Source organism: Agromyces tropicus (assembly GCF_039531345.1).
Taxonomy (GTDB): Bacteria; Actinomycetota; Actinomycetes; order Actinomycetales; family Microbacteriaceae; genus Agromyces; species Agromyces tropicus.
This window is the reverse complement of the sequence record NZ_BAAAPW010000002.1, coordinates 123,360-144,582: the sequence shown is the minus strand read 5'-3', so window position 1 is coordinate 144,582 and position 21,223 is coordinate 123,360. Positions and strand designations below refer to the sequence as shown.

General features: G+C 74.7%; 22 protein-coding genes. 15 read left to right on the top strand and 7 right to left on the bottom strand.

The genetic code is table 11. From position 1 onward, the window contains the following. The first annotated feature begins 107 nt into the window (after positions 1-107). The 3 genes from ABD230_RS06400 (at position 108) to ABD230_RS06390 (ending at position 4,304) form a co-directional block, all read left to right on the top strand. A complete protein-coding gene (locus ABD230_RS06400) occupies positions 108-1,814 on the top strand; it encodes an amidohydrolase (protein ID WP_344370563.1) in 1,707 nt (568 codons plus the stop codon). Between the two features lie 10 nt (positions 1,815-1,824). Beyond that, the gene (locus ABD230_RS06395; protein ID WP_344370561.1) at positions 1,825-3,228 is read left to right on the top strand and encodes an APC family permease; all 1,404 of its coding nucleotides are present in this window, start codon (positions 1,825-1,827) and stop codon (positions 3,226-3,228) included. A 251-nt stretch (positions 3,229-3,479) separates the two neighbouring features. Next, positions 3,480-4,304 (top strand): LLM class F420-dependent oxidoreductase, encoded by an 825-nt coding sequence (locus tag ABD230_RS06390; RefSeq protein WP_344370557.1) that lies wholly within the window; start codon positions 3,480-3,482, stop codon positions 4,302-4,304. A 67-nt stretch (positions 4,305-4,371) separates the two neighbouring features. Here the strand turns inward: ABD230_RS06390 and ABD230_RS06385 are convergent, their stop codons facing one another. Continuing rightward, entirely contained in the window at positions 4,372-5,154 is a 783-nt protein-coding gene (locus ABD230_RS06385; protein WP_344370554.1) for a hypothetical protein, read from the bottom strand. A 462-nt stretch (positions 5,155-5,616) separates the two neighbouring features. On the opposite strand from ABD230_RS06385, the gene ddaH reads away from it, so the two are divergent. Both ddaH and ABD230_RS06375 read left to right on the top strand, forming a co-directional pair. Continuing rightward, positions 5,617-6,510, top strand: coding sequence for a dimethylargininase (gene ddaH / locus ABD230_RS06380; protein WP_344370552.1), 894 nt, complete (start codon positions 5,617-5,619; stop codon positions 6,508-6,510). Between the two features lie 156 nt (positions 6,511-6,666). Further along, positions 6,667-7,218, top strand: a complete 552-nt coding sequence (locus ABD230_RS06375) for a Rho termination factor N-terminal domain-containing protein (protein WP_344370549.1) — start codon at positions 6,667-6,669, stop codon at positions 7,216-7,218. A 72-nt stretch (positions 7,219-7,290) separates the two neighbouring features. Here the strand turns inward: ABD230_RS06375 and ABD230_RS06370 are convergent, their stop codons facing one another. Beyond that, positions 7,291-8,121, bottom strand: a complete 831-nt coding sequence (locus ABD230_RS06370; RefSeq protein WP_344370547.1) for an alpha/beta fold hydrolase — start codon at positions 8,119-8,121, stop codon at positions 7,291-7,293. Positions 8,122-8,246: 125 nt separating this feature from the next. Between ABD230_RS06370 and ABD230_RS06365 the strand changes: the two genes are divergently transcribed. Beyond that, positions 8,247-9,791 (top strand): peptide MFS transporter, encoded by a 1,545-nt coding sequence (locus ABD230_RS06365; RefSeq protein WP_344370543.1) that lies wholly within the window; start codon positions 8,247-8,249, stop codon positions 9,789-9,791. A 49-nt stretch (positions 9,792-9,840) separates the two neighbouring features. Next, the gene (locus ABD230_RS06360) at positions 9,841-10,653 is read left to right on the top strand and encodes a polyprenol monophosphomannose synthase (RefSeq protein WP_344370541.1); all 813 of its coding nucleotides are present in this window, start codon (positions 9,841-9,843) and stop codon (positions 10,651-10,653) included. Here ABD230_RS06360 and ABD230_RS06355 read toward each other — a convergent pair. Continuing rightward, a complete protein-coding gene (locus ABD230_RS06355; RefSeq protein ID WP_344370538.1) occupies positions 10,605-11,855 on the bottom strand; it encodes an ROK family protein in 1,251 nt (416 codons plus the stop codon). The two genes, ABD230_RS06360 and ABD230_RS06355, sit on opposite strands and share 49 nt — an antisense overlap. A gap of 162 nt (positions 11,856-12,017) precedes the next feature. On the opposite strand from ABD230_RS06355, the gene ABD230_RS06350 reads away from it, so the two are divergent. After that, complete coding sequence (locus ABD230_RS06350) at positions 12,018-12,371, top strand: DUF2200 domain-containing protein (RefSeq protein WP_344370536.1); 354 nt, start codon at positions 12,018-12,020, stop codon at positions 12,369-12,371. Between the two features lie 43 nt (positions 12,372-12,414). Here the strand turns inward: ABD230_RS06350 and ABD230_RS06345 are convergent, their stop codons facing one another. Continuing rightward, positions 12,415-13,944: a carboxylesterase/lipase family protein gene (locus ABD230_RS06345; protein WP_344370533.1), complete on the bottom strand. Its 1,530-nt coding sequence runs from the start codon at positions 13,942-13,944 to the stop codon at positions 12,415-12,417. A gap of 14 nt (positions 13,945-13,958) precedes the next feature. Continuing rightward, positions 13,959-14,576, bottom strand: a complete 618-nt coding sequence (locus tag ABD230_RS06340; RefSeq protein WP_344370529.1) for a TetR/AcrR family transcriptional regulator — start codon at positions 14,574-14,576, stop codon at positions 13,959-13,961. A gap of 171 nt (positions 14,577-14,747) precedes the next feature. On the opposite strand from ABD230_RS06340, the gene ABD230_RS06335 reads away from it, so the two are divergent. From ABD230_RS06335 to ABD230_RS06305, 7 genes are all read left to right on the top strand, one after another. Beyond that, positions 14,748-15,224, top strand: a complete 477-nt coding sequence (locus ABD230_RS06335; RefSeq protein WP_344370522.1) for a hypothetical protein — start codon at positions 14,748-14,750, stop codon at positions 15,222-15,224. A 1-nt stretch (position 15,225) separates the two neighbouring features. After that, entirely contained in the window at positions 15,226-15,576 is a 351-nt protein-coding gene (locus ABD230_RS06330) for a hypothetical protein (RefSeq protein ID WP_344370520.1), read from the top strand. Positions 15,577-15,674: 98 nt separating this feature from the next. Then, positions 15,675-16,466 carry an MTAP family purine nucleoside phosphorylase gene (locus ABD230_RS06325; protein WP_344370517.1) on the top strand — a complete coding sequence of 264 codons (792 nt, stop codon included), beginning with the start codon at positions 15,675-15,677 and terminating at the stop codon, positions 16,464-16,466. Continuing rightward, positions 16,463-17,521, top strand: coding sequence for an NAD-dependent epimerase/dehydratase family protein (locus ABD230_RS06320; protein ID WP_344370514.1), 1,059 nt, complete (start codon positions 16,463-16,465; stop codon positions 17,519-17,521). The genes ABD230_RS06325 and ABD230_RS06320 overlap by 4 nt, the downstream gene beginning before the upstream one ends. Further along, the gene (locus tag ABD230_RS06315) at positions 17,518-18,213 is read left to right on the top strand and encodes a glycosyltransferase family 2 protein (protein WP_344370512.1); all 696 of its coding nucleotides are present in this window, start codon (positions 17,518-17,520) and stop codon (positions 18,211-18,213) included. The genes ABD230_RS06320 and ABD230_RS06315 overlap by 4 nt, the downstream gene beginning before the upstream one ends. Continuing rightward, positions 18,210-18,875: a TIGR04282 family arsenosugar biosynthesis glycosyltransferase gene (locus ABD230_RS06310; RefSeq protein ID WP_344370508.1), complete on the top strand. Its 666-nt coding sequence runs from the start codon at positions 18,210-18,212 to the stop codon at positions 18,873-18,875. Before ABD230_RS06315 ends, ABD230_RS06310 begins: the two co-directional genes overlap by 4 nt. Further along, entirely contained in the window at positions 18,872-19,672 is an 801-nt protein-coding gene (locus ABD230_RS06305; protein WP_344370505.1) for a class I SAM-dependent methyltransferase, read from the top strand. Before ABD230_RS06310 ends, ABD230_RS06305 begins: the two co-directional genes overlap by 4 nt. Here the strand turns inward: ABD230_RS06305 and ABD230_RS06300 are convergent. Together ABD230_RS06300 and ABD230_RS06295 are read right to left on the bottom strand one after the other, a co-directional pair. Beyond that, positions 19,558-20,001: a hypothetical protein gene (locus ABD230_RS06300; RefSeq protein WP_344370503.1), complete on the bottom strand. Its 444-nt coding sequence runs from the start codon at positions 19,999-20,001 to the stop codon at positions 19,558-19,560. The two genes, ABD230_RS06305 and ABD230_RS06300, sit on opposite strands and share 115 nt — an antisense overlap. Beyond that, on the bottom strand, positions 19,998-21,188 hold the full coding sequence (locus ABD230_RS06295) for a molybdopterin-dependent oxidoreductase (protein ID WP_344370500.1): 1,191 nt from the start codon (positions 21,186-21,188) through the stop codon (positions 19,998-20,000). The genes ABD230_RS06300 and ABD230_RS06295 overlap by 4 nt, the downstream gene beginning before the upstream one ends. Positions 21,189-21,223 lie beyond the last annotated feature (35 nt).

Sequence of the window (21,223 nt, the reverse complement as noted above, 5' to 3'; positions counted from 1 at the left end):
CCTCGCCGTGTTCGGGAGTGTAACGTGCACCGCACGCAAACACGAACATTGTTCGTATACGGATGCCACGGCTGCATCCGGCTCGGATCGAGAGAGGGCACGGTGCGGTGACCACCACGTACTTCCACGGCGGCACGGTGTGGACCGGCGGCGGCACGGACGCGCGCGCGCTGCTCGTCCGCGACGGGCGCATCGCGGCCGTCGGCGCCCCCGCCGAGGCGGCCGCCTCCGACGCCGACCTCGTGATCGACCTCGAGGACGGCTTCCTGATGCCCTCGTTCGGCGACGGCCACGCCCATCCGCTGTTCGGCGGGCTCGAGGCCGAGGGGCCGGACGTGCGCCCATGCCGTTCGGTCGCCGAGATCGTCGACGAGGTGCGCCGGTACGCCGAGGCGCACCCCGAGCTCGACTGGATCACCGGCGCCTCCTACGACGGCAGCCTCGCCGAGGCCGGGCTCTTCGACGCCCGCTGGCTCGACGACGCCGTGCCCGACCGCCCCGTCGTCCTGCGGGCATGGGACTACCACACGGTCTGGGTGAACTCGCGGGCCCTCGAGCTCGCCGGCATCGACGCCGGCACGCCCGCGCCCGAGCTCGGCGAGATCCCCCGCCGCGACGACGGCACGCCGCTCGGCACCCTGCGCGAGTGGGGCGCCGTCGACCTCGTCGCCGCGGTGATGCCGCCCCGCACGACCGACGTGGCGCTGCGCGCCCTGCAGCGCGCCGGCCGGTACTACCTCGAGCGCGGCGTGACCTGGGTGCAGGACGCCTGGGTGGAGCCGGCCGAACTCGAGGCCTACCTCGCCGCCGCCGCGGCCGACGCGCTGCCGATCCGGTTCAACCTCGCCCTCTACGCCGACCCCCGTCGCTTCGCCGCGCAGCTGCCCGACATGGTCGCCGCCCGCGACCGGGTCCGCGCCGCCGCGTCGCCGCGGCTCACCGCCGACACCGTGAAGTTCTTCGCCGACGGCGTCGTCGAGAACGAGACCGGGGCGCTGCTGGAGCCCTACTGCTCGGGCCTCCACGACCACGGCATGTCGGTGTGGGGCGCCGAGCGGCTCGCCGACGCCGTCCGGGCGGTGGATGCCGCGGGCTTCCAGGTCCACATCCACGCCATCGGCGACGCCGCCGTGCGCCAGGCGCTCGACGCGATCGAGGGCGCCATCGCGGCGAACGGCCCCCGCGATCGCCGCCCCGTGATCGCCCACGCCCAGCTCGTCGACGACGCCGACCTCGCCCGGTTCACCGAGCTCGGCGTCATCCCGAACATGCAGCCGCTCTGGGCGCAGCTCGATGCGCTCATGACCGTGCTCACCGTGCCGCGCCTCGGCGCGGAGCGCGCCGACCGGCAGTACCGGATGCACTCGCTCGCCGCGTCCGGCGCCGCCCTCGCGTTCGGCTCCGACTGGCCGGTGTCCTCCGGCGACCCGCGCGACGGGCTCGCGATCGCGGCGACCCGCCGCACCGTCGACGGCGACCCCGCAGGCGGGTGGACCCCGCACGAGATCGTGCCCGTCGAGGCCGCGCTCGGCGCGTACACCGCGGCCGTCGCGCACCAGGCGTTCGCCGACCGCGCCGACGCGGCCTGGGGGCGCATCGAACCCGGCGCGAGCGCCGACCTCGTGCTGCTCGCGCGCGACCCCCGCGCGGCCGACCCGCACGACCTGCCCGGCATCGAGGTGCGCCAGACCTGGCTCGCCGGCACGCCGACCCTCGGCGCCCCGACCTCCGGCGACGGCGACCACGCCGCCGCCGGCCTCGAGCACCCGAACACCCGCCCCGTCAGCGAGCGCACCGCCGCGCTCCCGTCCTGAAAGGCCCCCGATGTCCCACACCACCGTCGACGGATCCGGCGCCGCCGCGGCATCCGCCACCGAAGCGCCACATCTCCGGCGCGTCCTCGGCGTGCCCTCGCTCGTGCTGTTCGGCCTCGTGTACATGGTGCCGCTCACCGTGTTCACGACGTACGGCATCGTCACCCAGCTCACCGGCGGCCGCGTGCCGCTCGCCTACGTCATCACGCTCGTCGCGATGGCGTTCACGGCCCGGTCGTACGCGCGGATGGCGAGCGCCTACCCCTTCGCGGGCTCGGCCTACGTCTACGCGCAGCGGAGCTTCGGGCCGGGTGTCGGGTTCCTCTCGGGCTGGTCGCTCATGCTCGACTACCTGTTCCTGCCGATGATCAACTACCTCGTGATCGGCATATACCTCAACGCCGCCTTCCCGGCGGTGCCGCAGTGGGTCTTCATCGTCGCCGCGATCGCGCTCGTCACGGTCCTGAACGTCGTCGGCATCGTGTCGGTCGCGCGCGCGAACTTCGTGATCATCGCGGTGCAGGCGCTCTTCATCGTCGCGTTCGTCGTGCTGAGCCTGGTCGCGCTCGGCGGCATCGGCAGCGTCGACCTGCTCGCGCCGTTCACGGGCGACGGCACGGTCGAGGGTCCGGGCGTGCTGTTCGCGGGTGCCGCGGTGCTGTGCCTGTCGTTCCTCGGCTTCGACGCCGTCTCGACCCTCTCCGAGGAGGCGAAGGAGCCCACGCGATCGGTGCCGCGCGCGATCATCATCACCACGGTCGCGGCCGGCATCATCTTCATCGGCCTCTCGTACCTCTCGCAGGTCGTGTTCCCGTCGAACGCGTTCGCCGACGTCGACTCGGCCGCCCTCGACGTCATGACCGCGGCCGGTGGGCAGTTCCTGGCGGTGTTCTTCACGGCGGCCTACATCGCCGGCGCCACCGGGTCGGCCCTCACGTCGCAGGCCTCGGTCGCCCGCATCCTCTACGCGATGGGCCGCGACCGCGTGCTGCCGCCGTCGGTGTTCGGGCGGCTCTCGGCGCGGTTCCGCACACCCGTGATCGCGATCCTCATCGTCTCGGCCGTGTCGCTGCTCGCGGTCGTGATCGACCTGGGCCTGCTCGTCGAGATGATCAGCTTCGGCGCGCTCATCGCCTTCTCGGTCGTCAACCTCACGGTGATCAAGCACTACTTCGTCGATCGCCGCGAGCGCACCGGGGCGGCCGTGCTGAACAACCTGGTCCTGCCGCTCGTCGGCTTCGGGCTGACCGTGTGGCTCTGGACGAGCCTCTCGCCCCGCACGTTCGTCGTCGGCCTCACCTGGCTGGCGCTCGGCGTCGTGCTGCTGGCCGTGGTGACGCGCGGCTTCCGCCGGCCGACGCCGATGCTCGACCTCCGCGAGGAGGTTCCGGCCGAGGAGCGCGCGCAGGGGTAGCCGCCCTCCTCGGGCACGGCGCCCGTCCCGGCCGCGGGGAACCGCCCGGGGCGGGCGCCACCACGTTCCCGCGTTCCGCGCCCCCGCGTCCTCGTTCGTGTGGGCGGTTGCTGCGGGTGTGCGGGCCGGTCCACCCGCACGGACGATCGGGACGGCAGGCGTGACGGCCGCGTGCGACGCGCCGAGGCGGCATCCGTTCGCTGCTGGCGCAGGGCGCGGAAACCGCTCGCCCGCGGTCGTATCGTGTCGCCATGACCCTGAACGCTCCCGCGCGCCTCGGCGTGCAGCTGCAGCCGCAGCACGCGACCTACACGCAGATCCGCGACGCCGTGCTCCGCATGGAGGACCTCGGCGTCGACGTCGTCATGAACTGGGACCACTTCTTCCCGCTCTCCGGCGACCCCGACGGCCTCCACTTCGAGTCGTGGACGATGCTCGGCGCCTGGGCGGAGCAGACCGAGCGCGTGGAGTTCGGCTCGCTCGTGAACTGCAACTCGTACCGCAACGCCGACCTGCAGGCCGACATGGCCCGCACGCTCGACCACATCAGCGCCAAGGGCGGCGACACGGGCCGGTTCATCTTCGGCACGGGCTCGGGCTGGTTCCAGCGCGACTACGACGAGTACGGCTACGAGTTCGGGACCGTCGGGTCCCGCCTCGACGACCTGGCCGAGGCGCTGCCGCGGATCACGGCGCGCTGGGCGAAGCTCAACCCGGCGCCGACCCGCGACATCCCGATCATGATCGGCGGCAAGGGCGAGCAGAAGACGCTGCGCCTCGTCGCCGAGTACGCCGACATCTGGCACTCGTTCGTGCGGCCCGACGAGCTCGGCCACAAGCTCGACGTGCTGAAGCGCTGGGGCGACAAGGTCGGTCGGGACGTCTCCGAGATCACCGTCTCGAACGAGCTCTCGCGCCGCGGACTCGACGACGACCACGCCGACGCGCTCTACGACGCCGGGGTGCGCCTCTTCACGCTCGGGATCTCCGGCCCCGACTACGACGACCGCGCGGTGCGGCACTGGCTCGCGTGGCGGGACCGTCGCAACGACGAGGCCGGGGTGCGCGCGGCCTGACCGGTGCGCCGCCGGCGCGGTTCGCCGGGTGCTCGCGCAGGCGCAGGCATGCCGACCTCGGACGGGCTCAGGTCGCGACCGACACCTGGCCCGACGCATCCCACGTCACCGTGATGAAGTCGCCCTCGAGGTCGAAGCCCAGCTGGAGCCCGCCGCCGGGGAAGGCGTCCTCGTTCGTGCATCCGGCCGACGCCGCGACGTCCGCCCGCTCCGCGAGGAGGCAGATCCCGTCGCCGCCGGCGGCACGACCCGCGAACACGCTCGTGCCCTCGGGGAGGGTCGCGAGGAGCCGTGTCGACCCGGCATCGACGCCCATGCTCTCCGGGGACACCTCGAGCGAGAGGACGTCGGAGGGCTCCTGTTCGCGATCGAAGACCGCGGCGGCGCGGGCGTCCTCCAGCGCCACGTCGGGCGGCGGCTCCGAGAGCGGGAACACGAGCGACGAGTCCGGGACCTCGGGCTCGTTCGCGGCGCCGGCGATGCCGAGGCCGGTCGCCCAGCCCGCGGCGAATCCGATCGCGAGGGCCACCGCGGCGGCCAGCGCGGCGACGCGCACGACCATCGAGGTCGGCGTGGTGGCCCCGTCGCGCGTGCCCTCGGCGTCCGCGTCGGCACCTGCGTCGGCGTCGGCGTCGAGGAGCAGGTCGTCGAACACGTCGTCCGTCGTCGGCGAGCCCCCGTCGCCCGAGGGCGTGGCCGCCCGGGCGCTCGGTTCGTCCGCGTGGGCGTCGTGACCGCCGCCCGAGCGGATCCTCGCCAGTTCGGCGGCCGCCGCGGCGCGCCCCTCGTCGTCGGTGCCGGCGCCGTAGGCCTGGCGCTGCAGTTCGGCGATGCGGTTGGCGTCGGGCACGCGGGCCTCCTCGGTCGGCCGGCGTAGGGGCGGCCGGACTCCGGCTCAGGATGCCGCACCCGCGCCATCCTCGGCAACCGCCCTCATCCTCGCCGCCGCCCCTCACCCCGTACCCTCGCGGCGCGTGGGGGCGTGGGCGCGCCGACGCGACGGGCGGGGCCGAGGAGGGGAGGGGCGGTGGAATCGTGCGCCCGGGCGCCGCGCGAGCGCGCGGGAAACCCGCGGCTGGCGCAAACGGTACCGTCGGATCGTTGCGCGATTCGCGAGAACGCGCAGGAATCGTGTGCGAGAAGCCGAGAACCGGCGAGTCGCGAGGATCACACTGGAGGTGGCGTCCTGGCGGCGGTGCCATCCGAACACCGCCGCCGGGGCTCGAGAGAGCGACCTGGTCCGCCGACACCCACCGGCCCGAGCCGGCGGCGCGCCGCCGTGCCCGGGTGACGAGACCCACCGAGGAGTGAGATGTCGACCGTGATCGAGACCCAGACGACGCCCGTCGCCGACCCGACGCCCGTCGCCGAGACGACCCCCGCCGCGCCGGAGCGGACCGCCACCCGCAAGTCCGTGCTGATGTGCCGTCCCGAGCACTTCACCGTCGTCTACCAGATCAACCCGTGGATGGACCCCGCCAAGCCGACCGACACCGCGCTCGCGGTGTCGCAGTGGCAGGCGCTGCACGACACCTACGTCGGGCTGGGCTTCGACGTGCACCTGATCGACCCGGTCGAGGGCCTCCCCGACATGGTCTACGCCGCCAACGGCGGCACCGTGATCGACGGCATCGCGTACGGCGCCAGGTTCACGCACGAGCAGCGGCAGCCGGAGGGGCCGGCCTACATGGACTGGTTCCGCGCGAACGGGTACGACGTGCGCGAGCCCGTCGAGGTGAACGAGGGGGAGGGCGACTTCCTGCTCGTCGGCGACGTGATCCTGGCCGGCACGGGCTTCCGCAGCGACGCCGCCAGCCACTCCGAGCTCGCGCGGATCATGGGGCGCGAGGTCGTCACGCTCACCCTCGTGAACCCGTCGTTCTACCACCTCGACACCGCGATCGCCGTGCTCGACGCCCGACCGGGGCAGGAGCACCTGGCGTACCTGCCGAGCGCGTTCGACGAGGCGTCGCTCGACGTGCTGCGCGAGCGCTTCCCCGACGCGATCCTCGTGTCGGAGGAGGACGCCGCGGTGCTCGGCCTCAACTCCTTCAGCGACGGCCGCAACGTCGTGATCGCCGCCCGGGCGGCCGGCTTCGAGCGCCAGCTCCGCGAGGCGGGCTACCACCCGATCGGGCTCGACCTGTCGGAGCTCCTCCTCGGCGGCGGCGGCGTGAAGTGCTGCACGCTCGAGCTGCGTCGCTGAGCACCCGACGCGCCCGACCTGCGAGGGGCGGATGCCGCGGCCGACGCCCACGGCATCCGCCCCTCGTCGTCGGCCGGAACCTGCCGTGCGCTGCCGCGGTCGGCTACGATTCCGGGGACCACCGCACGCGCACGACCCACCCCCGAGGGATCGACGATGGCACCCGAGAACACCGAACCCACCCCTGCCGACGCACCCGAGCGCGGCTCCACGAAGGCGATCGGCGCCGTCAGGGCCGCCGTCGCGGGCGCGACCCGGCTCGCGAAGCGCGCCGGCGAGGCGACCAACTCGCAACTGCGCCGCCTGCGCCGGAAGGACGAGACGACGGATGCCGCGGCGCCCGCGCCCGCCGCGAGCGCACCCGTCGAGGCGTCGGCCGCGGCGCCCCAGGCCGCGCCGGTCGCGCCGCCCGCGCCCCCCGCACCGGCCGAGCCGGCCGAGCCCTCCGAGCCCGCCGCAGCGAAGCCGGCCGCCGCGAAGTCCGGCGCGACCCGCAAGCCGGCCAGCAGGCCCGGCGCGAAGCCGGCGACCAAGCCGGGCGCGAAGCCCGCGGCCGCGGCCAGGCCCGCCGCGGCGAAGGCGGCGGCACCCGCCGCCGACCTCGCCGCCCGCACCGTGCCCGAGCTGCGCGCCCTGGCGAAGGAGCGCGGCATCACGGGCTACTCCCGCATGACCAAGCCGCAGCTGCTCGAGGCGCTCGCGGGCTGACGGGCCGACCCGGTCGGCGGGGGCGCGCTCGCTCCCTCCGCCGACCGGTCGCCGCGCGCGTCGGCGCCGTTCCTACGACGCCAGGAACGTCAGCAGCACCGCGTTCACCTCGTCGGCGTGCGTCCAGAGCATGCCGTGCGGGGCGCCCTCGATCTCGACGTACTCGGCCGAGGGCAGCAGCGTGCGGAAGCGCCGCGCCGTCGCGTCGATCGGCAGGATCCGGTCGGCCGTGCCGTGCAGGATCAGCGCCGGCACGTCGATCCGCTCGATGTCGCCGCGGAAGTCGGTGAGCCACGAGTCCACGCTCGCCGAGGCGGCGTACCAGCCCGCCTGCGTCGCCGTCGCCCAGCTGCCGCGCACCGCCGCCTCCGAGATGCGCGAACCCAGGTTCTCGTCGAGGTTGTAGAAGTTCTCGAAGAACCCGTCGAACCAGGCGAACCGGTCGCCCTCGGCCTGCGTCCGGAGGCCGTCGAAGTCGGGCGCGGCGCCGTCCGGGTTGTCCTCCGTCTGCCGCAGGTACGGCTCGAGCGACCCGATGAACGCGGCCTTCGAGACCCGGTCGCTGCCGTACGCGCCCAGGTAGCGGCCGACCTCGCCGGTGCCCATCGAGAAGCCCACGAGGGCGACCTCCGTGAGGTCGAGCGCGTCGAGCAGCGCCTTCAGGTCGGCGGCGAACGTGTCGTAGTCGTATCCGGTCGCCGGCTTCGAGGAGCGCCCGAAGCCGCGGCGGTCGTAGGCGATGACGCGGCGGCCGGCGCCGAGGAGCGCTCGCTGCTGCTTCTCCCAGGAGGCGCCGTCGAGCGGATAGCCGTGGATGAGCACCACCGGCCGCCCCTCGCCGTGGTCCTCGTAGTAGAGCTCGATCGGTCCCGAGTTCTCGGTCCCGACGGTGATGTACGGCATGTGCGATTCCCCCTCGCTCGATGTCCCATGGGGAGTCTCGTCCCGGCCGGTGCGCGCGACAAGGCCTTGACCGGTCGCCGCGCACCCCTGACCGCGCGCGCGGAACGGGTGTATCGTGCAGGGCCATGCAGCACGGCGACCGTCCTGCGGGGGAACGCGACGAGTCGGCGGCCGATGTCGGGGCCACGGCGGGCATCACGGCGCCGCCGGACGAGCACGGCCACCGGGACGCCCGGACGGATCGGGGCTTCTTCGGGCAGCCCCGCGCGCTGGCCCACATCTTCGGCGTCGAGATGTGGGAGCGCTTCAGCTTCTACGGCATGCAGTCGATCCTGCTGCTCTACCTGTACTTCTCGGTCTCCGAGGGCGGCCTCGGCATGGAGCAGAGCGCCGCGGCCGGCATCGTCGGCGCCTACGGCGGCGCCGTCTACCTCTCGACGATCCTGGGGGCGTGGATCGCCGACCGCCTGCTCGGCAGCGAGCGGGTGCTCTTCACGTCGGCGATCGTCATCATGTGCGGCCACATCGCGCTCGCACTGCTGCCCGGATTCCTGGGCGTCGGGGTCGGACTCGTGCTCGTCGCCTTCGGCTCCGGCGGCCTGAAGGCGAACGCGACGAGCGTCGTCGGCACGCTCTACACGCGCGAGGACCCGCGGCGCGACGCCGGATTCGCGCTCTTCTACCTCGGCATCAACCTGGGCGCGTTCCTCGGTCCGCTCGTGACCGGCATCCTGCAGTCGACCGTGGGGTTCCACTGGGGCTTCGGTGCGGCGGCGGTCGGGATGGCGATCGGGCTCATCCAGTACTCGTTCGGGCGCAAGGGCCTGCCGCCCGAGGCATCCGTCGTGCCCAACCCGCTGCCGCGGGAGCGGCGCGGGCTCGTCGTCGGCATCGCGATCGCCGCGGTGCTCCTGATCGCGGCGCTCGTGCTGACCCGACTGGTGACGGCCGAGAACCTCGTCACGTGGGTCATCGGCGGCACGGTGGTCGCGGCGGTGGCGTACTTCATCGTGATCCTGTCGAGCCACGCGGTGAGCGCCGTCGAACGCAGCCGCGTGCTGGGCTTCATCCCGCTGTTCATCGCGAGCGTGGCGTTCTGGTCGCTGTACCAGCAGCAGTTCACGGTGCTCACGATCTACTCGGACGAGAAGCTGAACCGCGACCTCTTCGGCTGGGAGATGCCGATCTCGTGGGTGCAGTCGATCAACCCGGTGTTCATCATCCTGCTGTCGGGCGTCTTCGCGGCGCTGTGGACGAAGCTCGGCGACCGCCAGCCGTCGACGCCGGTGAAGTTCGCGCTCGGCACCACCATCATGGGCGTGGCGTTCCTGCTGTTCCTCCCGTTCGCCGGCGGCGGGGCGAACTCGACCCCGCTCCTGGCGATCGTCGGCATCCTGTTCGTGTTCACGGTCGCGGAGCTGCTGCTCTCGCCGGTGGGCCTGTCGGTCGCGACGAAGCTCGCGCCGGAGAAGTTCCACACGCAGATGGTGGCGCTGTTCTTCCTGTCGGTGGCGCTCGGCACCGCGATCGCCGGACAGCTCGCGGAGTTCTACACGTCGGTGCCCGAGGCGGTGTACTTCGGCGTGCTCGGTGCCATCGCGATCGTGCTCGGCGGTGCGCTGGCGCTCGCGACGAAGCCGGTGCTCCGGCTCATGCACGGCGTGCGCTGACCGGCTCGCACGGCGTCTGCGCGGGCCGCGCCCGGTACGATGCCCTCACATGTCCGCGCACGTCGAACCGCCGTCTCCGCAGGGGGCGCTCGTCGTGATCCCCACGTTCGACGAGCGCGAGAACCTCGCGCCGATCGTGGCGCGCGTGCGGGCCGCGGCCCCGGCCGCCTCGGTGCTGGTCGTCGACGACGACTCGCCCGACGGCACGGGCGTGCTCGCCGACGAGCTCGCCGCGGCGGACGCCGCCGTGCACGTGCTGCACCGCACCGGCAAGGAGGGCCTGGGCGCCGCCTACCTCGCGGCGTTCGACTGGGCGCTCGAGCGCGGCTTCGACCCGATCGTGCAGCTCGACGCCGACGGGTCGCACCGGCCGGAGCAGCTGCCCGACCTGTTGGGGGCGCTCGAGCTCGCGGATGCCTCGGGGCGCCGGCCCGACGTCGTGATCGGTTCGCGCTGGGTGCCGGGCGGGTCGATCGTGAACTGGCCGCGCCGCCGCGTCTGGCTCTCGAAGGCGGGCAGCAGCTACGCGCGCTGGATGCTCGGGCTGCCCGTGCGCGACGCGACCGCGGGGTACCGGGCGTTCCGTGCCGACGCGCTCCGGGCCCTCCACCTCGAGGACGTGCACACGCGCGGCTACGGGTTCCAGGTCGACATGACCTGGCACGCCGTGATGGCCGGGCTGTCCGTGGTGGAGGTGCCGATCACGTTCGTCGAGCGGGAGCGCGGCCGGTCGAAGATGAGCGCGGGCATCGTGCTCGAGGCGATGGGCCGGGTCACCGGCTGGGGGATCGCGCGTCGCTTCCGTCGGCCGGGTCAGGCGGCGACGGCGGCCAGCACCGAGCGGAGGCGCTCCCGGGCCTGACGGCGGGCGCCGATGAGCCCGTCGTCGTCCCCGGAGCGTGCGGGGACGAGCCGGGGCAGTCCGTCGAGGGCGCCGGCTCCGATGGCCGGTCGGTTGTCGCGGAACGACGCCTCGATGTCGGCGGCGTGCGGAGCCCACCAGCCGCCGATCACGACGACGTCGGGGTCGATCGTGGGCACGGCCACCTGGAGTGCCCGTCCGATCCAGAGCGCCGCGTCGAGCCACGCCCATCGCGCCCGGTCCTCGGACTCGGCGAGTCGCGTGGCGAGTTCGGTGAGCGCCGCACGGCGGCCGTACGTGCGCTCGACGTCGTCGAGCTCGGCCCGCGCGAGCACGACCTCGGGTGCGGCGACGGTCGCGAGGCAGCCGCGCTGGCCGCAGTCGCAGCGGACGCCGTTCGGCACGATCGGGAGGTGCCCGAACGTCGCGGCGAGCCCGTGGGCGCCCGAGTACGGCACGCCGCGGACGACGATCGCCGCGGAGACCTGCGCGTCCCCCGAGACGTGCAGGAGCACGTCGTCCGGGTAGCCCGTCGACTCGGTCGCGGCCCGCGCCGAGGCCGCCGCGCGGAGGCTCGGCGGGGCGACGAGGTCGGCCTCGATCGCCGCGAGCCGTTCGGAGCGCGCTCGCAGCGCGGCGACGACGTCGAGCGGCTCGAGCCCGAGGGTGGTGTCGCCGAGGGCGAGCTCCGGCGCGCCGACGACCGCGCCCTGCACCAGCAGCGAGACGTCGGCGATCGGGCGCTCGTCGCGGGCCGCCTGGGCGACGGCGCGATCGACCACGACCGCCAGCGCGTCGAGCGGTGCGGCGGAGCGGGGGCGCGGATCGTCGTCGTCGACGGCGACGGGTTCCTCGTACCGCGCCAGCTCGGTGCCGTCGAGCTCGGCGATCGTCGCGACCGCGTCGTCGCCGGCGACGCCGGCCGTCAGGAGCAGTCGGTCGGCGATCGCGAGGTGGAGCCGCCCGTGGCGGCCGTCCGAGCCGGACTCGCCGTCCACGAGCACGCCGGCGTCGAGCAGGCGCGACACGAGTCCGGTGGCGGCCGTCCGGCCGAGGCCCGTGGCGCCCGCGAGCTCCGCGCGAGTGGCGCTGCCGTGCGCGAGCAGGTGGTCGATGAGGGCGGCGGCGTGGTCGAGGCGTCCGGCCGGGCTCGCGACGGCCTCGGCGGAGTCGTGGGCGGCGGTGGCGCCGGGCTGCGTCATGTCGCCCAGCATTCCCGCTCAGGCCCGCGTGCGAGAAGTGCCCCGTTCGGGGGACACCGGCTCGGGGGCCCGGGACGGGGCTCCGTCCCACCGGTCGCCGTCGGGGCTCGATCGCGGCGTACGCTGGGCGTGGCCGGCGGCGGCGAACGGAGGAGGCGCGCGATGGCGGGGCACCGGATCTACGGGATGAGCTTCGGCAGCATCCACCCCCTGTACGTGCAGAAGGTCGAGCGGAAGGACCGCACGCGGGCCGAGGTCGACGAGGTCATCCGCTGGCTCACCGGGTACGACGAGGCCGGGCTCGAGCGCGCGATCGCCGACGGGCGGACCCTCGAGGCCTTCTTCGCGGAGGCGCCGGAGCTGAACCCCAACGCCGCGCTCATCACCGGGGTGATCTGCGGGGTCCGCGTCGAGGAGATCGAGGATCCGCTCATGCAGCGGATCCGCTACATGGACAAGCTGGTCGACGAGGTCGCGCGCGGCAAGCGGATGTCGTCGATCCTCCGCGGATCCTGATTCCGGCGGCGGTCGCCGGCGGACGGATGCCTCGCGGCCGACCTCACACGCCCGCGAGCGGCCGCGCCGAGGCGTACGCGTCGGGCACCGTGGCGACGGCGGTGTCGTAGGCGCGCGCCGGGAACGCCTCGCCGCTCGCGGTCGGCCAGTCCGGCTCGTCGCCGTGCGCGAAGCGGACCAGGTCGCCGTGCAGCCGCTCCGCGAGGGCCTGCGGCGGCCGCGGGCCGGCGACGCCGGTCACCCGGCCGTCGGCCAGCACGTCGAACAGGAACGGCACGTCGGTGCAGTGCACCGCGGCCCGGAACACCGGGGACCGCCAGGCGAACCGGTACGCCCAGGTGCCCGCCGGGGCGGCACCCGCCGTCGCCGCGACCGTGGCGCCGAGCTCGCGCGCGGCGACGGTGCGCACGAGCGGCGCGCGGAAGATCCGGTCGCTGACGTAGCGCCCGAGCACGGCGGCCGTGCCGCGCCGTCCGACCTCGCGGTTCTCGGCCAGCCAGACCGACCTGAGCGGTTCGCCGAGCCCCATGCGCTTCAGCGCCCGCTTCTTCGGAACCCACCGCAGGCCGCCCTCGGCGCGTCGGAACGCCATCGCGAACTCGTCGTCGGTCGCGCCGAGCACGAGCGGCACGTCCGCGCCGACACCGGAGGCGATCGAGTGCGGCGTGGCATCCGGGACGAGGTCGCCGTCGACCACCGGGCCCAGCGGGAGCCCGTGCTCGATGAGCTCGGCGCCGCCGCCGGGCGCCCCGCGCGGCGGGCGCATCGCCTCGCGCTGCAGCTCGAGCAGGTGCTCCTCGGTCAGGGAGCGTAGGCCGTCGAGGTCGGGTCGCACGTACCCGAGCTCGGCCACGCGGCGCGTGAACGCCTGGGCGCGGCGGCGCGGCACGTCGGCGAGTGCCGGCGAGGACGCCCAGACGCGACCGAACAGGCCCTGCGCGCGCGGCATCCCGAGCAGCGTCAGCACCGCCCCGCCACCCGCCGACTGCCCGGCGATCGTGACCCGGGCGGGGTCGCCGCCGAAGGACGAGGCGTTGTCGCGCACCCATTCGAGTGCGAGCAGCCAGTCGAGCACGCCGCGGTTCGGCGGCGCCCCGTCGATCCACGCGAACCCGTCCACGCCGAGCCGGTACGACACGTTGACGGTCACCACGCCGTCGCGGTTGAACGCGCGGCCGTCGTACCACGCGCTCGCCGGGGAGCCCGCCACGTATCCGCCGCCGTGGAACCAGACGAGCACCGGCCGGCCGGTGCCCGGCGCGACCGGCATCGGCGAGGGCGTGAACACGTCGACGTTGAGCGTCGCGTCGCCCGGCACCGACGGCTCGGGGATGAGGGTCGCGCCGGGGTCCCCGCGTTGCGGGGTCGGGCCGTGCGACGTCGCATCGCGCACCCCGTCCCAGGCGGCCACGGGCACGGGCGCCGCGAAGCGGAGCTCGCCGACCGGCGCCTCCGCGAAGGGGATGCCGAGGAAGGCGGCGGAGCCGTCGGGCGTGCCCGGCTCGCCTCGCCACGTTCCGCGCACCGTCCCGGCTCGCGTGTCGACGTCGACGGTGCGTGCGGGCTCGGCCACGGGTCCTCCTCGGGTCAGTCGTCGCTGGGGGATGCGGCCGCGTCGTCCGCGCCGTCCGGTGCCATGAGCTGCAGCAGCAGGCCGATGTGCTCCGCCATGTCGACGGTGGGGTCCATGAGCCACTGGGTCTGGAGCCCGTCCGCGGCGGCGAGCAGGAGCATCGCGGCGCGGTCCGGATCGAGGTCGGCACGTGCACCGCCGTCGGCCTGGGAGCGGCGGATCTCGCCGGCGACGAGTCCGCGGAAGGTGCGGGTGCGCTCCGCGAAGAACGCATGCGCGGGATGGGCCGGGTCCGTCGCCTCCGCGGACAACCGCGTGTAGAGCTGGACGAGTCCGGGCACGTCGGCGTTGCGCTCGATGGTGCGCCGGAACCCCTCGACCATGGAGACCTCGTCGGCGTCGCGCTCGAACCTTGCGCGGTCGACGTCGTCGCGCTTGCGGAGCACCTCGGCGAAGAGCTCCTCCTTCGAGCTGAAGTAGTGCAGCAGCCCGGCCTGACTGAGCCCCACGGCCTCGGCCAGTTCGCGCACCGAGGCACGTCCGTAGCCGTGGCGGGCGATCACCTCGAGCGCGGCGGTGAGGATCTCCTCGCGCTTCGCGACGCCCTTCGCGTACGAGCCCCGACGTGCCATGTCCATGATCCTAGGCGCCGCGATCGGCCGACCCGCGCCCCTCGCCGCGCCGGTCCGTGCGTTGCGTGCCGGCCGCGGAAGGTCAAGGGGTTGGGGCGGGGTTCCGCCCGGCGTACGCTCGCGGAAGGCGGTCGGGCCCGCGACCGCCGGGTCGACACGCGAGGGGGACGCATGCCGAAGTCCGGGACGGACCGCGAGGCCCGACGCGCCGCATCGAAGGCGGTGAAGCAGGCCGAGCGGGCGCAGAAGCAGGCGCGCAAGCTCGCCTCGTCGCTGCCGGAGCCGGCCAGGTCCAAGCTCGGGCGGGCGGCGACCGCGGAGCGGCGCCGCATCGTCATCCTCAAGCGCGACGCCGACCGGATGCCGTTCGCCGTCCGCCGCGCGGCCAAGCGCTCGTCGTCGCGCCTCGAGCGCGTCGCCGTCCGCTACGGCAGCGCCGGCGGCCGGGCGTCGTCGGCCGGCTCGTCGCGCCGGGGAAGCTCCGCGAAGGCGATCGAGCGGCAGCGCACCCAGGTCGAGCAGCCCTCGAAGATGGCGATCCTGAGCGGTGTCCGCACGATCTTCACGACGATCACGACGCCGACCGACCAGGAGCGCGCGCGGAAGACCGCGAAGGAGCGGCTGCGCCGCATGGAGCGGAGGAACTGACATGGCGATCCGGCTCAACGACCCGGCCCTGCGACAGGCCAGGGCGCTGGTGCGGGACGGGAAGGTCGTGCGCGACGAGCGCGACGACTGGAGCGAGCACGCGCCGAGCGCCGACGACGAGAACGCGTTCATCGACCGCGCGGGCTGGACCGAGTACCGGCACTGGCACCTCGGCATCGACGATGACGCCGACCCGGAGACGAAGGCGGCCTACTCGTTCCCCTACGGCGACTTCTCGACGGTGCACCGCGGCGCGGTGATCGCCCTCGAGAGCCGCGCCGGCCAGTACGACCACGACGAGATCCGGGACGCGGCGAAGCGGCTCCTGGAGCTCATCGACGACGGCGGCTGACGGCCGCCCGATCGCGTCACCGGGACGTCGCCCCCGCGTCACCGGATCGTAAGGAACCTCCTCGCCGACGGCGACGGGCAGACGGGCAGGGTTGAGCCATGGAGATGGTGGGGGTCATCGGCGGCACCGGGCTGGCGACGCTGGTCGACGGCGAGTCGCAGGAGCGGTCGACGCCGTACGGGCCGGCGGCCGTGACGACGGGGGAGCTCGGCGGGCGGGCGGTCGCGTTCCTGGCCCGGCACGGCGCCGGCCACACGATCCCGCCGCACCGCATCAACGCGCGCGCGAACCTGTGGGCGCTCGCCGACCTGGGGGTGCGCGCCGTCGTCTCGACGGCCGCGGTCGGCTCGCTGCGGGCCGAGCTGCCGACGCAGTCGTGGGCGATCCCCGACCAGCTGCTCGACCGGACGTGGGCCCGCGCCGACACGTACTACGACGCGGACCTCGTGCGGCACCTGCCGTTCGCCGAGCCGTTCTGCCCGGAGCTGCGGCGCCTCGCGACCGAGGCGATCCCGGATGCCGCACCGCGGGCGACCGTCGCCGTGATCCAGGGGCCGAGGTTCTCCACGCGCGCCGAGGCGGCCGTGCTCCGCGGATCGGGCGCCGACCTCGTGAACATGACGCTCTGCCCCGAGGTCGCCCTCGCCGCCGAGCTCGGCATGGGCACCGTCACGCTGTGCTTGGTGACGGACACCGACACCGGGCACGTCGAGGACGACCCGGACGCGGTGACGGCCGAGCTGGTCTTCCGCCGGCTCGCGGAGGCGCGCCCGCGCGTGCTCGCGTCGCTCGAGCGCATCGTCTCGGCGATCCCCGACGACTACGAACCGCGTCCGCTCATCGACGGCGACGCGATCGCGCACGTCCTGGCCCTCCCGGTGGTGCGATGACGCTGCTCGTGACCGGCGGTGCCGGCTTCATCGGCGGCGAGGTGGTTCGGATCGCGCTCGACCGCGGCGGGGCGGTGCGCGTGCTCGACTCGCTTCGGCCCGACGTGCACGGGGCGCCCGCGCCGCTTCCGGATGGAGTGGAACTCGTGCACGGCGACGTGCGCGATCCCGCGGTCCTCGACCGCGCGCTCGACGGCGTGTCGGTCGTCTCGCACCAGGCGGCGAAGGTCGGCCTCGGGGTCGACCTGCAGGACGCGCCGGACTACGCCGCGTCGAACGTGCTCGGCACGGCCGAGCTCGTTGCGGCGATGTCGCGTGCGGGCGTCGGCCGGCTGGTGCTCGCGTCCTCGATGGTCGTCTACGGCGAGGGCGCCTACCGGGACCGAGCCGGACGCCGTCGCCGGCCTGCCGCGCGCACGTCCGCCGACCTCGACGCGGGGCGCTTCGAGCCGCGCGATCCGGAGACGGGCGAGCCGCTCGCCCCCGACCTCGTCGACGAGGACGACGCCGTCGACCCGCGCAACGTCTACGCGCTCACCAAGCTCGCGCAGGAGCACCTCGCGACGTCGTGGGCGCGGGCGACGGGCGGGCGCGCGGCGCTGCTGCGCTACCACAACGTCTACGGACCCCGGATGCCACGCGACACCCCGTACGCCGGTGTCGCGGCGATCTTCCGGTCGGCCCTCGCCCGCGGCGAGCCGCCGCGGGTCTTCGAGGACGGCGCGCAGCGCCGCGACTTCGTGCACGTGTCGGACGTCGCGTCCGCGAACCTCGCGGCCGGCGACCACCTCACCGACCTGCCGCCCGGCGCGGCCCGCGCGTACAACGTGGGCTCCGGCGTCGTGACGACGGTCGGAGGGCTGGCCGACGGCCTCGCCCGCGCCATGGGCGGGCCGTCGCCGCTGGTCACGGGGGAGTACCGGCTCGGCGACGTGCGGCACATCACCGCGTCGTCCGCCAGGGCCCGCCGCGAGCTCGGCTGGGCTCCGAACGTCGCGCTCGCGGACGGGCTCGCCGAGTTCGCCTCGGCCGAGCCCGCGGAGGCGGAACGATGAGCGCCGCGGGCGGACGCCGCGCCGCCGACGAGCCCGAGGTCGACCTCGTGCTGCCGTGCCTCGACGAGGAGCTCGCCCTGCCGTGGGTGCTGGGGCGCCTGCCCGCGGGCGTGCGGGCGATCGTCGTCGACAACGGGTCCACCGACCGCTCCGCGGAGGTCGCCCGGGCGCACGGCGCGACCGTCGTCGCCGAGCCGCGACGCGGGTTCGGCGCGGCCGCGAACGCCGGCCTCGAGGCGGCGACCGCGCCGTACGTGGCCTTCTGCGACGCCGACGCCTCGCTCGACCCGGCCGAGCTGCCGCGACTGCTCCGCCTCGTCGAACGCGGCGAGGCCGACCTCGTGCTCGGCCGGCGCCGGCCGACGAGCGGCTCCGCATGGCCGGTGCACGCGCGACTCGCCAACCGCGTGCTCGCGGCGCGCATGTCGCGCCGGACCGGAACGAGGCTGCACGACCTCGGGCCGCTTCGCGTCGCCGAGACCCGCCGGCTGCAGGCCCTCGGCATCCGCGACCGGCGCAGCGGCTTCCCGCTCGAGATGGTGCTCCGCGCGGCGGCCGACGGATGGCGCATCCGCGAGCTCGACGTCGCCTACATGCCGCGCGAGGGCCGGTCCAAGGTCACCGGGACCGTGCGCGGCACGCTCACGGCGATCGCGGACATGTCGCGCATCTTCACGGAGGTGCATCCGTGACCGCCCGCGCCGCCGGCGCCGACCCGGCCGACCTCGAGACGGTCGTCGCGGTCGTCGCCAAGGAGTGCCGGCCCGGGCGCGTGAAGACCCGGCTCACGCCCCCGTTCACGCCCGAGCAGGCCGCCGCGCTCGCCGAGGCCGCCCTCCTCGACACGCTCGACGCCGTCGCCGCGCTGCCGGTGCGCCGTCGGGTGCTCTACTTCGACGGCGACGTCGTGCCCGACGCGGCGGCCGGGTTCGAGGTGCTCCCGCAGTCGGCGGGCGAGCTCGACGACCGGCTGGGGCACCTGTTCGACGTGCTCGATGCGCCGACGCTGCTCGTGGGCATGGACACGCCGCAGCTCGCAGCCGGGCACGTCGCCGCGGCGCTCGATCCGGACGCCGAGGTCGACGCATGGCTGGGTCCGGCCACCGACGGAGGGTTCTGGGCGCTCGCCATGCGCGAGCCCGACGGCGACGTGATCCGGGGCGTGCCGATGTCGCGCGACGACACCGGACGGCGGCAGCTCGAGCGACTCCGGGAGTCCGGCCGCACGGTGGGCCTGCTCGGCGAACTCACCGACGTCGACACGGCGGACTCGGCGGCATCCGTCGCCCGCAGCGCGCCCGGCGGACGCTTCGCGCGGCTGCACCGCGAGCTCACCGGGGGAGGCGCACCGTGAGCGCGCCCCCGTTCCGGCCGGCGCCTCCGGCCGGCCCGTCGACCAGGGTTCCGCCGCACCCGGCGTTCGGCGCCGGCAACGGGGAGCCGTACCTGCGGCTGCTCGCCGGCCAGGACCTCATGCCCGGGCTCACGCTCCGCGGCGCCGACGGCGTCGCCCACCGGCTCGACGCGGGCAGCTGGGTGCGCCCGGCCGGCGACGCCGACCTCGACGTGCTCGACCGCGTCGCCGGACCCGTGCTGGACGTGGGCTGCGGGCCGGGACGGATGCTGCACGCCGCCGCCTCCCGGTCGCTGCCCGCGCTCGGGATCGACGTCGCGCCGCACGCCGTCGCCAGGGCGCGCCTCGCCGGCGGCCTCGCGCTGCACCGCTCGGTGTTCGACCGGCTGCCGCTCGAGGGCCGGTGGCAGACCGTGCTGCTCATGGACGGGAACATCGGCATCGGCGGCGACCCGTCGGCGCTGCTGCGCCGGTGCGCCGAGCTCGCCCACGAGCGGGGCTCGGTCGTCATCGAGGCCGACCCCGATCCGGAGCTCGCGATCGTGGGCGAGTGCATCGTCGTCGACGACGAGGGCTGCGAGAGCTCGCCGTTCCCGTGGGCCCGCGTCGGGTGGTCGGCGATCCGCACCGTCGCGGCGGACGCGGGCCTCGCCGTCGCCGAGCACTGGGACGCCTCGGGCCGTCACTTCGTCCGCGTGGCGCGCTCCGCGCGGCGCACGAGGGTGCGCGACGTACGCAGCGCGAGCGCGGCCACCCAGAGCACGACGGTCCACACGATCGCGAGCGCGAGGCCGTAGGAGCCGACGAGGATCGTCGGGTTCGGGTTGCCGAGGGTCGAGGCCACGAGCGCCGGCACCGTGATCGCGGTGAGGATCGCGCCGACGAGGAGCGCGCCCTGGGCGACGGCGACGCCGCGTCGGCCGAAGCGGTCGCGCACGCGCTCGGCTCCGAGCCCGACGGCCACCACGATCGGTGCGAGGACGCCGTCGTGCAGCAGGATGGCCGCGCCCACCCAGACGACGATGCCGAGCCAGCGCGACGGCGCGATCTCGGTGAGCACGAGGAACGCGCCGTAGCCGAGCAGCCCGAGCCCGGCGGCGATGAGCAGCCCGCGTGCGACCCTCACGCCGTCACCTCGATCCGTCGCAGCCACTTCGTCTGCATGACCCCTGGACGCCCCGGGGCGATCACGCGCGCGGGGTACCCGTGGTCGACGTGCAGCGTGCCGCCGTTCAGCTCCAGCGCGACCAGCGTGAGCGGGTCGGTCGCGTACTGCGGCGGCATCTCGGTGCGCGCGAAGGCGCCGCGCTCCTGCAGGCTCTCGATGCGCAGCGGCGCGGTGGGCCCGGCGGCGCCCGCCGCGGCGAGCAGGTCGACCATGCGCACGCCCCGCCAGGTCGCCGACTGGCTCCATCCCTCGACGCACGCGATCGGCAGCACTGCCTCGGCCTGCGGCAGCGCGTGCAGGTCGTCGAGCGTGAAGTCGCGCGACCCGGACGGGGTCGCGACCGTGAGCACCCAGTCGGGTGCGACCGCGGTGTCGGTGACGCCCGCCTGCGCGGCGGTCCGGTTGATCGGCAGGCCCTGCGGCCCGACGCCCATGCGGCGCGGTGCGAGCGCGTTGAACGGCGCGAGCGCCGGCACCGTCTGGCCGGCCGTGAGCAGCACCGCCGAGGCCGCCGCGGCGCCGACCGCGCCGACGAAGCCGCGCCGCGTGAGCGTGCGGCCCGCGGCATCCGGCGGATCGTCCGGCCGTCGCCGCCACACGCGGACGATGACCGGCAGCTTCACCCCGAGGTGGACGGCGAGGGCGCCGATGAGCACCCAGGCGAGGGCGAAGTGCGTCGTCCGGAACGAGAACGGGAAGACGTACCACTGCACGAGGTTGAGCAGCCCGATCGTCACCTCGACGAGCGAGACGCCGACGAGGACCGCGATCGACGCGCGCTCGAGCGCGTGCGCGACCGAGCGGACCGGCGGCCACTCGAACAGCCGCGGGTAGACGGTCCACAGCTTCGCGAGCAGCAGCGGCACCGCGGCCGTCCCCGAGATGACGTGCAGCCCCTGCGTGACCCGGTAGAGCTCGACGGGCCGTGCCGGCATCGGCAGCCACGGCAGCGGATCCTGCAGCAGGTGGCTGTAGAGGCCCGTGGCGAAGCAGGTGAGGAAGGCGATGCCGAGCAGCCGTCCGATGACGACGGTCGTGCGGGCGGACTTCACCGGCGGATCGGATGCCGCGTCGCGGGCGCCGCCCATGAGGGGCTCGAGCCGTTCGGCGATCCGGGCCGAGGCGCGTTCGGTGAAGCCGGCCATGACTCCAGTCGAGCACCGACGGGCTCCGCGCGCGA